The sequence below is a fragment of the Agrobacterium sp. FDAARGOS_525 genome (assembly GCF_003938925.1).
Lineage (GTDB): Bacteria > Pseudomonadota > Alphaproteobacteria > Rhizobiales > Rhizobiaceae > Agrobacterium > Agrobacterium pusense.
Map to the genome: position 1 here is coordinate 2,530,761 of NZ_RKIU01000003.1, position 11,933 is coordinate 2,542,693.

10 protein-coding genes and 1 pseudogene are annotated in these 11,933 nt (G+C 58.5%); 5 read left to right on the top strand and 6 right to left on the bottom strand.

Features of this window, described 5'->3' with window-relative positions; translation table 11 throughout:
- Nucleotides 1-89: 89 nt before the first annotated feature.
- Nucleotides 90-1,520 carry an NADP-dependent phosphogluconate dehydrogenase gene (gnd, locus tag EGT36_RS13770; protein WP_006697538.1) on the top strand — a complete coding sequence of 477 codons (1,431 nt, stop codon included), beginning with the start codon at nucleotides 90-92 and terminating at the stop codon, nucleotides 1,518-1,520.
- Between the two features lie 65 nt (nucleotides 1,521-1,585).
- On the opposite strand, the pseudogene EGT36_RS13775 reads toward gnd, so the two are convergent.
- From EGT36_RS13775 to EGT36_RS13785, 3 genes and pseudogenes are all read right to left on the bottom strand, one after another.
- Nucleotides 1,586-1,896: pseudogene (locus EGT36_RS13775) on the bottom strand (RcnB family protein).
- Nucleotides 1,897-2,075: 179 nt separating this feature from the next.
- Complete coding sequence (gene mgrA / locus EGT36_RS13780) at nucleotides 2,076-3,107, bottom strand: L-glyceraldehyde 3-phosphate reductase (RefSeq protein ID WP_037089179.1); 1,032 nt, start codon at nucleotides 3,105-3,107, stop codon at nucleotides 2,076-2,078.
- Nucleotides 3,108-3,229: 122 nt separating this feature from the next.
- Complete coding sequence (locus EGT36_RS13785; protein ID WP_376751444.1) at nucleotides 3,230-5,680, bottom strand: beta-mannosidase; 2,451 nt, start codon at nucleotides 5,678-5,680, stop codon at nucleotides 3,230-3,232.
- A gap of 502 nt (nucleotides 5,681-6,182) precedes the next feature.
- Between EGT36_RS13785 and EGT36_RS13790 the strand changes: the two genes are divergently transcribed.
- A complete protein-coding gene (locus tag EGT36_RS13790) occupies nucleotides 6,183-7,235 on the top strand; it encodes a LacI family transcriptional regulator (RefSeq protein WP_037089183.1) in 1,053 nt (350 codons plus the stop codon).
- Nucleotides 7,236-7,295: 60 nt separating this feature from the next.
- Here the strand turns inward: EGT36_RS13790 and znuA are convergent, their stop codons facing one another.
- On the bottom strand, nucleotides 7,296-8,315 hold the full coding sequence (gene znuA / locus EGT36_RS13795; protein WP_125270470.1) for a zinc ABC transporter substrate-binding protein ZnuA: 1,020 nt from the start codon (nucleotides 8,313-8,315) through the stop codon (nucleotides 7,296-7,298).
- Between the two features lie 104 nt (nucleotides 8,316-8,419).
- Between znuA and znuC the strand changes: the two genes are divergently transcribed.
- The 3 genes from znuC to zur are packed head-to-tail and all read left to right on the top strand — an operon-like array spanning nucleotide 8,420 to nucleotide 10,588.
- Complete coding sequence (gene znuC / locus EGT36_RS13800) at nucleotides 8,420-9,367, top strand: zinc ABC transporter ATP-binding protein ZnuC (RefSeq protein WP_125270471.1); 948 nt, start codon at nucleotides 8,420-8,422, stop codon at nucleotides 9,365-9,367.
- Nucleotides 9,360-10,178, top strand: a complete 819-nt coding sequence (gene znuB, locus EGT36_RS13805; protein WP_004441703.1) for a zinc ABC transporter permease subunit ZnuB — start codon at nucleotides 9,360-9,362, stop codon at nucleotides 10,176-10,178. The genes znuC and znuB overlap by 8 nt, the downstream gene beginning before the upstream one ends.
- Nucleotides 10,175-10,588, top strand: a complete 414-nt coding sequence (gene zur, locus EGT36_RS13810) for a zinc uptake transcriptional repressor Zur (RefSeq protein WP_004441705.1) — start codon at nucleotides 10,175-10,177, stop codon at nucleotides 10,586-10,588. Before znuB ends, zur begins: the two co-directional genes overlap by 4 nt.
- Before the next feature lie 39 nt (nucleotides 10,589-10,627).
- On the opposite strand, the gene EGT36_RS13815 is transcribed toward zur, so the two are convergent.
- On the bottom strand, nucleotides 10,628-11,161 hold the full coding sequence (locus EGT36_RS13815) for a gamma carbonic anhydrase family protein (protein WP_037089188.1): 534 nt from the start codon (nucleotides 11,159-11,161) through the stop codon (nucleotides 10,628-10,630).
- Between the two features lie 27 nt (nucleotides 11,162-11,188).
- Nucleotides 11,189-11,878 (bottom strand): fumarylacetoacetate hydrolase family protein, encoded by a 690-nt coding sequence (locus tag EGT36_RS13820; RefSeq protein WP_037089190.1) that lies wholly within the window; start codon nucleotides 11,876-11,878, stop codon nucleotides 11,189-11,191.
- Between the last annotated feature and the right edge of the window lie 55 nt (nucleotides 11,879-11,933).

An 11,933-nucleotide genomic window follows, 5' to 3' on the forward strand; every position in this document is an offset into this window, starting at 1 on the left:
ATTTAATCGTTTCAGTCACGCCCAGCCTTGCCGTTTGGTGATTACAGTGCCACAACACGACCACCAAAAAGCAAGATGGAGGCACATCCGTGGAACAGGCAGAAATCGGTTTGATCGGTCTCGGCGTCATGGGCTCTAACCTGGCGCTCAACATCGCCGAAAAGGGCAACAAGATCGCCGTATTCAACCGAACCCCTGAAGCGACGAGAAAATTCTACGCTGAAGCCGGCGAGTTGCAGGGACAATTGATCCCTTGCGAAACCATCGAGGAATTCGTTGCCGCCATTCGTCCTCCGCGCCCGATCATCATCATGATCAAGGCTGGCGATCCGGTCGACCAGCAGATGGAAATCCTGAAGCCGCACCTTTCGAACGGCGACATCATGATCGACGCGGGCAATGCGAATTTCCGCGACACGATCCGCCGTTTCGACAATCTGAAGGACAGCGGCCTCACCTTTATCGGCATGGGCGTTTCGGGTGGCGAAGAAGGCGCGCGTCATGGACCGTCCATCATGGTTGGCGGCACCGAGGACAGCTGGAAGCGCGTCGAGAAAGTGCTCACCTCCATCTCCGCCAAATATAATGACGATCCGTGCGTGGCATGGCTCGGCAATGATGGTGCTGGCCACTTCGTCAAGACCATCCATAATGGCATCGAATATGCCGACATGCAGATGATCGCGGAAATCTACGGCATCCTGCGTGACGGTCTGAAGATGAGCGCTGCCGAAATCGCCGATGTGTTCGGTGAATGGAACAAGGGCCGTCTTAATTCCTACCTGATCGAAATCACCGAAAAGGTTCTGCGCGCCGCCGATCCGATCACCGGCAAACCGATGGTCGATCTGATCCTCGACAAGGCCGGCCAGAAGGGCACGGGCAAGTGGTCCGTCATCGAGGCGCAGAACATGGGCGTCGCCGCAACCGCCATCGAAGCGGCCGTGGCTGCCCGTATTCTCTCCTCGCAGAAGGATGAGCGCGAAGCTGCCGAGAAGATCTTCGGCCTTCCGGCCCTTGCAGCCGCACCGGCCGACAGGAAGGCCTTCATCGCCGATCTGGAAAGCGCGCTTCTGGCCGCCAAGGTCGGTGCCTATGCGCAGGGCTTCGCCATCATGTCGGCCGCTTCGAAGGAATTCAACTGGAACCTGCCGATGCCGACGATTGCCCGCATCTGGCGCGCCGGCTGCATCATCCGCTCGGAGTTCCTCGATGAGATCACCTCGGCCTTTACCAAGGATCCGCATGTGGCCAACCTCATCGTGACGCCGGCTTTCTCCGCCATCGTCAAGGAAACCGATGCGCCGCTGCGCCGCGTCGTTTCTTACGCTGCCCTGTCGGGCCTGCCGGTTTCGGCGCTGGCTTCCGCCCTCGGCTATTTCGACGCCTATCGTCGCGGCCGCGGCAGCGCCAATCTCATCCAGGCGCAGCGCGACTTCTTCGGCGCGCATGGTTTCGAACGCACCGACGGCGTGGACAAGCCGCATGGCCCGTGGGGCAGCGGCGCCGATATTTTCTGATCGGCCATTGGATAAAGATAAAGGCCCGCGCAAGCGGGCCTTTTTCATTTCACCGGTGCTTGGAATTAGCGAGCGGCGGCAAGGCCGACGATCAGGCCGCTGACGGCATTGATGAGCAGGAACTGGTTGTCGACGCGCACCCAGCGCTGGTCGCGGCGCGGTTCGGCCAGGCGGTAACGGCGATAATCGCGACGATCGACGAAATGACGACGCTCTGCTGGCGAGAGGCGCTGACCACGATCCCAACGGTGCTTCTTGACGATGACCTTTTTCGTGACATGACGCCGCGGTGGCGATCATCGTGACGGCCCTGCGCCTGAGCCATCGGGGCCGCGAGAACGGTTGCAGCCAGAAGAATGGTGACGAACTTTTTCATGGAGGTTTCCTCTCGTGTTTCAATGAGAAGAACTTACGAACAAACGAATGAACGGAAACTGAATTTAAAATTACAATTATGTAATGGTTGTTAAGGCTTAGAGGCAGAAGTTAATCTTTTGTTTTGAACTTTCTTGACGCGGTCGGACCGCCCGGAATAACCGGGCGGTCTCTCCTCGGTCAGACGCGTTCGGCAGATTTTGCCCAGAGGTTGATATCAGCGTCCTTGGCGTAGCGGTCGATTTCAGCGAGTTCTTCGGTCGTGAAATCCGGTTTGTCCAGCGCTTTCACACAGTCTTCAACCTGCTCGACGCGGCTGGCGCCGATCAGCGCCGAGGTGATGCGACCGCCGCGCAGCACCCAGGCGATGGCCATCTGCGCCAGTGTCTGGCCACGCCGCTCGGCAATGCCGTTCAGCGCCCGGATGTTCTCGACATTACGTTCATTGAGGAAAGCCGGGTTCAGCGACTTGCTCTGCGATGCGCGGCTGCCATCGGGCACGCCGCCGAGATATTTCGTCGTCAGCATGCCCTGCGCCAGCGGCGAGAAGACGATGGAGCCAATGCCTAGTTCCTCCAGCGTATCAACGAGACCATCTTCTTCAATCCAGCGATTGATCATCGAATAGCTCGGCTGGTGGATGATGCAGGGCGTGCCGAGGTCCTTCAGGATCGCGGCGGCCTCACGGGTGCGCTTCGAGTTATAGGAGGAAATGCCGACATAAAGCGCCTTGCCCGAACGCACGATCTGATCGAGCGCACCACAGGTTTCCTCAAGCGGCGTGTTGGGATCGAAACGGTGAGAATAGAATATATCGACGTAATCCAGCCCCATGCGTTTCAGGCTCTGGTCGCAGGAGGCGATAAGATATTTGCGGCTGCCCCATTCGCCGTAAGGACCAGGCCACATGTTGTAACCCGCCTTGGAGGAGATGATCATCTCGTCACGATAACCCCGGAAATCCGTCCTCAGGATTTCGCCGAAGGCGGTCTCGGCGCTGCCGGGCGGCGGGCCATAATTGTTGGCGAGGTCGAAATGGGTAATGCCGAGATCGAAGGCACGGCGGCAGATGGCCTGTTTCGTCTGATGCGGCGTATCGTTGCCGAAATTATGCCAGAGTCCCAGCGAGATCGCCGGCAGTTTCAGTCCGGTTTCGCCGCAATGATTGTATTTCATGGACGTGTAACGGTTTTCGGCCGGTTGCCAAACCATGGGTCTTCCTCCACTTGCTGATGATCGGCTGCCGAAGAACCCGGCAACCATTTGAACTGATGAGGGCAGGCCGCGAAGCCTGTCTTCCCGAACAGGATGGTTATGCCTTTCTCCGCATCGTTTCAATGCGGGGACTGGCAGCCATGAAGATCGAAGACACGGAAGTGCGGCTGTCCGCCGCCCGCTTTCGGGGTGAAGATGATACGCCGCGTTTCGCCGGCGGCGAGATCGAAAAGGTTGTCGGAATAACGCCCGGGCTGATCTGCCTCCAGCATGACGAAGAGCGCAAGCCCGCTTGCGGTGACATCTATTTCGAACTGCCCGTTTTTCAGCGAGCTGGTGGTGAATGTCAGACCGGCGGGCAGAAGTTCCAGCGCTTTATAGGCGTCGCGCACATGGTGGCCTTCGCCGGTCATGCCGTTGGAGGCGATGAAGCTCCAGGCAAGGATGGCTCCGTCAGGCAGGCTGCTCATGTCGATGTCGGTCAGCGTAGCCGCCTTGTCGGTCGTGCAGGTGCCGTTGGCGGATTTCAACGGCACTCGGTTGCCGTCCATGGTCAGGGCAACGATATTCATGTCGATCTCGACGTCTTCCGCCGTGTCATTCACCATGGAGAAGTTTATTCGGCGTCCATCCTCCGCAGGGATAGCCGAAACCGTGACAGGCTGGAAGAAGCGGCGGGCGGCATAATGCAGCGCCTTCCAGTCGCCGCCATAATCGAGGCTTGACCACGAGGCGACCGGCCAGGTGTCGTTCAGCTGCCAGTATAGCGTTCCCATGCAATGCGGCTTCAGCGAGCGCCAGTAATCGACGGCCGTGCGGATAGCCAATGCCTGCTGGACCTGGCTCAGATAAACGAAATTCTCGAAGTCCTTTGGGAAGCGGAAGTAGCGGAACATCGTACCGGCGATCCGCTCGTTGCCGCCGGCATTTTTCTGGTGCAGTTCGATGACGGGGGAGGCGATGTTCATATCCCTGTCTTCCGCATAGGTGCGGATGACCGGCATGGAGGTGTAGGACTGGAAACCGAATTCCGAGCAGAAACGCGGCTTCACCGAACGGTAATTGTCGAATGACTTGTTCTCGTGCCACACGGACCAGTAATGCATGTCGCCGGAACCATCCGCGTGCCAGGCATCGCCATAATCGAGATAACCGGAGGCGGGGCTTGATGGCCACCACAGCGCTTCGGGAGCGGCCTTTTTCAGGGCCTTTTCAATGGTGCGGTTCAGTCGGTCATAAGCCACAAGGTATCGGTCGCGATTGTTGCGGGACTCATCGAACCAGGTCAGTGCACCCACCAGCTCGTTATCGCCGCACCAGAGCGCGATGGAAGGATGCGAGGAGAGGCGTTTCGCCTGATAATCAACCTCATGTTCGACATTATCGAGAAAATCCTCGCTGCAGGGATAAAGATTGCAGGCGAACATGAAGTCCTGCCACACCAGCAGGCCAAGACGGTCGCAGAGGTCGTAGAACCAGTCTTCCTCATAAAATCCGCCGCCCCAGACCCGGATCATGTTCATGTTAGCCTCGACCGCGGAGCAGAGGAGGTCTTCGGTCTTTTCCCGGCTGGTGAGCGAATAGAGCGCATCTGCGGGAATCCAGTTGGCACCGCGGCAGAAGATTTCCCTGCCGTTGATGCGGAACGCGAAGCGGCTCCCGGCATCATCCTTATCGGTCAGAAGCTCTATGGTCCTGAATCCGATCTGCCGGGTCACAGTCTCATCGGGCAGCTCCACCATCAGCGTGTAGAGCGTCTGCTCGCCACTGCCGGCCGGCCACCAGAGCTCCGGATTTTCCACGAAGAAGACGTGACGCACCACGGTTTCGCCTGCGCCGACGCCGCAATCGAGCCTCAGCCTTTCATCGTTGAGAGACAGATAAACCGGGAGGCTTGCCGGTCCCTCGGCAAAGAGGGTGACGGCCACATGCAGCTCGACGCCGCCGTCGATATGGCGCTGTGAGGTAACGACATGCTCGATCCGGGCCGTATCGAGCCGTTTCAGCAGGATTTTGCCGTAAAGCCCGAGTGGCGCAATCGCGATGTTCCAGTCCCAGCCGAAATGGCATTGCGGCTTGCGCAGCATATTGCCATTGGCGATAGGCGAATTCCCCGGGTGATAGGGTATATAAAACGGCTGGCGCGCCTGGCGCTCCGCCCCGGCGGTTATATTGGAGTGAAAATGGATGCGAATGGTGTTTTCACCGGGGCGCACTGCACGGGAAATGTCAGGGCGGTAGCGACGGAAGCAATTGTCCGCGCTGAGCACCGGAACGTCGTTCACGAAGACAATCGCGACGGTGTCGAGATAGTCGATGTCGAGATACCAGCTTGCGTCCGCCTCATCGAGGATGAACGTTCGCTCAAGAACCCAGTCCTGTCGGGCCACCCATTGCACAGCCTTTTCATTGGCTCCGTGGTAGGGATCTGGAATGATGCCCGCATCTTTGAGAGCCGTATGGATATCCCCAGGGACGGTAAGCTCGGTCGTATGATCTCTGTCCACTGATGTCAGGCGCCAGAGCCCTGCCAGATCGATGACGGTTTCGGGCGTGGAGGAAGAAATCATGACGGGACCCTGCATTTATGAATTCAAATAAGGAAGCCGGCATTGTGATGCAGGCTTGTGTCAGAATCTGGGGAGGATGGACGCCGCAAGTGGCTAACCGCCCGCTTGCTCGGTCTCATGATACCCTCCCTTCGGCAACGTTACCGTAAAACCTCCATTCCGTCATGTCTTTCAGGTACAACATATGTCAGGAAAAATTTCTGGAACAGCGCATCGATCGCGGCCGGATGGATCGGTCTCGAGGTTATTTTATTTTTCGATTTTATATCAATAAGTTATTATTATTTTTAAATGTTTATGATCAAATCATATATTGGCTACGCCGCCATCACGGGCGGGCCAGAGAAAAGCGCAGTAAGAACCGGACATTTTTTCGAGCTACATCGTTATAGCCCGAACGAGGGCCCCCGCGCGGAAAGCGGACCCCTGTTGAGGACCTTTGCCTTTGCAACGACGTAAAAGCTATCTATGATCACCGTTCGGTCAAGCATGGCGAAATGACATGAACGATACTGGTAAATCCGGCGGGAGCGAAGCGCCCGTGACGACGGGCGAGCGCCCGACCCTGAAGACCATCGCTTACATGACGGGCCTCGGCATCACCACCGTTTCGCGCGCTCTCAAGGATGCGCCTGATATCGGCGCGGAGACAAAGGAGCGCGTGCGGCTGATTGCCCGCCAGATCGGCTATCAGCCAAACCGCGCCGGCGTGCGCCTTCGCACCGGCAAGACCAATGTGATTGCCCTCGTTCTCAGCGTCGATGAAGAGCTGATGGGTTTTACCAGCCAGATGGTGTTCGGCATCACCGAGGTTCTGTCCTCGACCCAATATCATCTGGTCGTAACGCCCCATATCCACGCCAAGGATTCCATGGTGCCGATCCGCTACATTCTCGAAACGGGGTCGGCGGATGGCGTCATCATTTCCAAGATCGAACCCAACGATCCGCGAGTCCGTTTCATGACGGAGCGCAAGATGCCCTTCGTCACCCATGGACGTTCGGACATGGGCATCGACCATGCCTTTCATGATTTTGACAATGAGGCCTATGCCTACGAAGCGGTCGAGCGATTGGCTCAATGCGGACGCAGGAAGATCGCCGTCATCGTGCCGCCGTCACGTTTTTCGTTTCACGACCACGCTCGCAAGGGGTTTAATCGGGCAATCAGGGATTTCGGCCTTACCGAATTTCCGTTGGACACCGTTACAATCGAAACGCCGCTGGAAAAAATCCGCGATTTCGGTCAGAGGCTCATGCAGTCCGATGATCGTCCCGATGGCGTCGTTTCGATCAGTGGCAGCAGCACCATAGCGCTGGTGGCCGGGTTCGAGGCCGCGGGCGTGAAAATCGGAAAGGACATCGACATCGTCTCGAAACAGTCCGCCGAATTCCTGAACTGGATCAAGCCGCAGATCCATACCGTCAATGAGGATATCAAACTGGCGGGCAGGGAGCTTGCGAAAGCCCTTTTGGCCCGCATCAACGGCGCGCCCGCGGAAACTCTGCAGAGTATCAGCCGCCCGGTCTGGTCCTCCATGGCGCCGAAGCCTTAAGGCACACGCAAGACCGAGCCGGCATGGCGCATTGGCCATGCCGGGCTTGATGAGTGCCCATCAGGACAAACAATTCTTCAGCGACCCGGCGATACCGCGCATCAGCTTGAAGTAAAGCTCCGGGCCTGGCTCCAGCGTTGCCGCTTCCGGATCAAGCGTAGCCGATTTCGCTGCCGTGCCTTCGGTGATGACCGAGACCAGCTTAGGCTCGAATTGCGGTTCGGCAAAAACGCATGTCGCGCCGAGCTGGCGAACCTTTTCTTGCATCTGTTTGACGCGATCCGCGCCCGGCAGGGTTTCGGGGCTGACGGTGATCGATCCCGCCGTCTTCACGCCATAGCGATGTTCGAAATATTGGTAGGCGTCGTGGAAGACAATGAACGGCTTGTCCTTCACCGGCTGAACCGTTTTGGCCAGTTCGGCGTCAAGTGTGTCGAGATCATCGATCAGCATCTTTGTGTTGGACTGATAGATCGCGGCATTGCCCGGATCGGCCGCGATCAGCGCGGTTTCGATTGCCTGGGCCATGGCCTTGGCATTGGCGGGGTCAAGCCAGAGATGTGTGTCATAGGTGCCATGCTCATGGTCATCGTGGCTCTCACCGTCGTGACCGGCGTGACCGCCTCCGTCATGCTCGTGACCATGCTCGTGCGCGTCCGGCTTTTCGGCATGACCATCATTCGCCTCATGGCCTTCTTCGCCATGATCATGCGCTTCAAAGGGCCCCCCTTCACGGAGGGGCAGCTTTTCCAGCCCCTTGGCATCTTCCAGTTCCACAACAGTCGCCTTGGCGGCCAGCGCTTCCAGCGGCTTCTCCAGAAATGCTTCCAGTCCGGGACCCACCCAGAAAACCACATCCGCCGTTTCGAGCTTGCGTGCATTCGACGGACGGAGATTATAGGTATGCGGCGAGGCCGCGCCGTCGACGATGAGCTGTGGTTCCCCGACGCCTTGCATGATGGCTGCAACGAGGGAGTGGACGGGCTTGATCGACACCACGACCTCGGGTGCAGCGGTGGCGCCGGAAGCGGCGACCGCGATTGCCATGGAGGCCGCGAGCGGGATCAGGATCGATTTCATGAAATGCACTCCACTTGAAGAACGTTAGTTATGTTATTACATTTATTGCGTAACTCTATAACGTATGCGATAGCGGTAAGCAACATCGCCAAACGGACAATCCCATGCTTCATTCCGCCCATCCGGGTAACGAGATACTGGTCTCCCTCGCCAATGCCGGCGTCCAGCGCAACGGCCGCTGGCTGGTGCGCGGCGTGGAATTTTCCGTCAGCAAGGGCGAGATCGTCACACTGATCGGGCCGAACGGATCAGGCAAGTCCACGAGCGCGAAAATGGCGATTGGTGTCGTCAAACCAACCGAGGGGGTGGTTACCCGCAAGGCTGGTCTGAAAGTGGGTTATGTGCCGCAGAAGCTTTCGGTCGACTGGACAATGCCGCTTTCGGTGCGCCGACTGATGACACTGACAGGACCGCTCGCCGCCCGCGAAATCGACGCCGCGCTGAATGCGACCGGTATCGCGCATCTTGCCAATGCCGAGGTGCAGCATCTGTCCGGTGGCGAGTTCCAACGCGCGCTTCTTGCCCGCGCCATTGCCCGCAAGCCAGACCTTCTGGTTCTTGACGAACCCGTGCAGGGGGTGGACTTCTCCGGCGAGATCGCGCTTTATGATCTGATAAAAAATATCAGGAATTCAAATAATTGCGGAATTCTGTTAATCTCGCATGATCTGCATGTAGTGATGGCGGAAACCGATACGGTGATATGCCTCAACGGCCATGTCTGCTGCCGCGGCACACCGCAGGCGGTGAGACAGAGTCCGGAATATATGCGCCTGTTCGGCGGCGCGGCGGCGAAGGGGCTGGCGGTCTACAGTCACCATCATGATCACACCCATTTGCCGGACGGCCGGGTGCAACATGCGGATGGTACGGTGACGGACCATTGCCACCCCGAGGATGGTCACCATCACGGACATGATCTTCATCATGACCACGGGCATGACCATCATGACCACGGCCACCGCCACGATGATCATGGAGAATGCGGCTGCGGCCATGAACATGACGACGACGCCAACCTGAACCAGCGGCAGGGAGAACGCCATGTTTGACGATTTCTTCGTCCGCGCCATGGTCGCCGGCATTGGGGTTGCATTGACAGCCGGTCCGCTTGGCTGCTTTGTCGTCTGGCGGCGCATGGCCTATTTTGGCGATACCATGGCCCATTCGGCGCTTTTGGGTGTTGCCCTGTCTCTTCTGCTGCAGCTGAACCTCATTGTCAGCGTGTTTCTGGTCGCGTCGGCCGTGTCGCTCCTCTTGATTTTCCTGCAACGGCGGCAGGCGCTTTCCGCCGATGCGCTGCTGGGCATCCTGTCCCACTCCGCATTGGCGATCGGCCTTGTCATCGTTGCCTTCATGAGCTGGGTCCGCATCGATCTCGTCTCGTTCCTGTTCGGCGACATTCTCGCCGTCACCCGCAGCGATATTGCACTGATCTGGGGCGGCGGACTGGTTGTCATCGTCTCCATGGTGTTCCTGTGGCGATCGCTGCTTGCCTCCACCGTCAATACGGAGCTGGCCGAAGCCGAGGGGCTGAAACCGGAACGGGCGAAATTGATCTTCACGTTGCTGATGGCGCTGGTGATCGCCATCGCGATGAAGGTGGTCGGTATCATGCTCATCACATCGCTGCTCATCATACCGGCTGCGACCGCCAGACGTTTCTCCGCTACACCGGAGGTAATGGCGGTGGTGGCTTCGCTGATCGGTGCGGTTGCCGTTGTTGGCGGCCTCTTCGGATCGCTCACCTATGATACACCGTCCGGTCCATCCATCGTGGTTGCCGCGGTGATCCTCTTCGTTATAAGCCTGTTGCCGGCGCCGGGTTTGTCCCGCTCCGCGGATGAAGGAGGCAAGTCATGAATGCGCAGACCCAGCAGAACCTCACCAAGAACCAGTCGCTGGTCATGAACGCCCTTTCAAACGCGCATCAGCCGCTCAGCGCCTATATGATCCTCGACAAGTTGCGCGATGATGGTTTCCGCGCGCCGCTGCAGGTCTATCGGGCGCTGGAAAAACTGGTGGAATATGGCCTTGTGCACCGGCTGGAGAGCCTTAACGCCTTCGTCGCCTGCACCCATACCCAGGCGGAGTGCTGCTCCAGTCACCATGGCACCGTCGCCTTCGCCATCTGCGAGTCCTGCGGGCAGGTCACGGAATTCCACGATCACGAGATCGATCACCGGCTGGAGCGCTGGGTGAAGGACAGCAAGTTCAAAGCGGAAAAGACCACCATCGAAATCCGCGGTCTTTGCGCCGCCTGCTCGGCCTGACGGACGATAGATGGAATGGGTATTGTTGCCCGCTCCCGATCACCTTTCGATGATCGCCAGATCCTTCGAGAAACGCTTCCAGTTTTCGACGTATTTTTCCGCTGAGCGGCGAATCCCCGCCACGGCGTCGTCATCAAGCGTGCGGATAGCGCGCGCGGGCGAGCCGACGACCAGGGAATTATCCGGAAATTCCTTCCCCTCCGTCACCAGGGCATTGGCGCCGACGAGGCAGTTTCGGCCGATCTTTGCGCCGTTCAGGATCGTCGCGCCCATGCCGATCAACGAATTATCGCCGATGGTACAGCCATGCACGATAGCGTGGTGGCCAATGGTGCACATTTCGCCGATCGTTGCGGCAAAGCCGGGATCGCTGTGAACCATCACGCCTTCCTGAATATTGGTGCCGCGCCCGACGATGATCGGCTCATTGTCTCCACGCAGCGTTGCACCAAACCAAATGCCGACGTCTTCGCCGAGCGTGACTGAGCCAATGACATTGGCGTCGGGAGCGATCCAGTAGCGATCCGCTGCAGGCGTTTGCGGCACACGGTCGGCAAGGCGGTAAAGCGGCATGTCGATGTCCTCCCTTATGTTCGTGCGTCAGACGACCGTCACCGACAGTGTGCCGACACCCTCGACGCCGCATTCTATGCGGTCACCGCGAACGATTGGACCAACGCCAGCCGGCGTGCCGGTCATGATGATGTCGCCAGCGGCAAGGGTGAACAGCTTGGAAAGCTCTGCAATCACTTCCGGCACCTTCCAGATCATCTGGGCGAGATCGCCCGTCTGCTTGCGTTCGCCATTGACGTCGAGCCAGATCGCGCCGGTTGCGGGATGCCCGATCCTGTCCGCTGGGACGATGTGGGACACCGGCGCGGAATATTCGAAGGCCTTCGCGCCCTCCCAGGAACGTCCCATCTTCTTCAGCCCGTCCTGCAGGTCGCGGCGTGTCATGTCGATACCGACGGCGTAACCCCAGACATGGTTCAGCGCTTCCGACGTCGGAATATCCGCTCCGCCGCTTTTCAGCACCACGACGCACTCAACTTCGTAATGCACATTCGATGAGAGCGACGGATAGGGAAAATCCTGTCCTGCGGGCAGCAGGTTGTCCGGGTTCTTCTGAAAATAGAAGGGCGGCTCGCGCGAGGGGTCGTGGCCCATCTCAATGGCGTGATCGGCATAATTGCGGCCGACACAATAGACCCGCCGTACAGGGAACAGATCGCTCGTGCCTTCGACGGGCAGGAGAACGGGCTTCGAGGCGGGGATGACGGTAGCGGCCATGTGGATTTCCTGTCGTCTTTTAGGGTGCAATTCTTGTCCCGCGATTCCGGCGCGA

Coding starts and splice junctions, on each gene's coding strand:
- mgrA (WP_037089179.1), bottom strand. CDS start 3,107: ATGGTTTGGCAACCGGCCGAAAACCGTTACACGTCCATGAAATACAAT.
- EGT36_RS13785 (WP_376751444.1), bottom strand. CDS start 5,680: ATGATTTCTTCCTCCACGCCCGAAACCGTCATCGATCTGGCAGGGCTC.
- EGT36_RS13790 (WP_037089183.1), top strand. CDS start 6,183: ATGAACGATACTGGTAAATCCGGCGGGAGCGAAGCGCCCGTGACGACG.
- znuA (WP_125270470.1), bottom strand. CDS start 8,315: ATGAAATCGATCCTGATCCCGCTCGCGGCCTCCATGGCAATCGCGGTC.
- znuC (WP_125270471.1), top strand. CDS start 8,420: ATGCTTCATTCCGCCCATCCGGGTAACGAGATACTGGTCTCCCTCGCC.
- znuB (WP_004441703.1), top strand. CDS start 9,360: ATGTTTGACGATTTCTTCGTCCGCGCCATGGTCGCCGGCATTGGGGTT.
- zur (WP_004441705.1), top strand. CDS start 10,175: ATGAATGCGCAGACCCAGCAGAACCTCACCAAGAACCAGTCGCTGGTC.
- EGT36_RS13815 (WP_037089188.1), bottom strand. CDS start 11,161: ATGCCGCTTTACCGCCTTGCCGACCGTGTGCCGCAAACGCCTGCAGCG.
- EGT36_RS13820 (WP_037089190.1), bottom strand. CDS start 11,878: ATGGCCGCTACCGTCATCCCCGCCTCGAAGCCCGTTCTCCTGCCCGTC.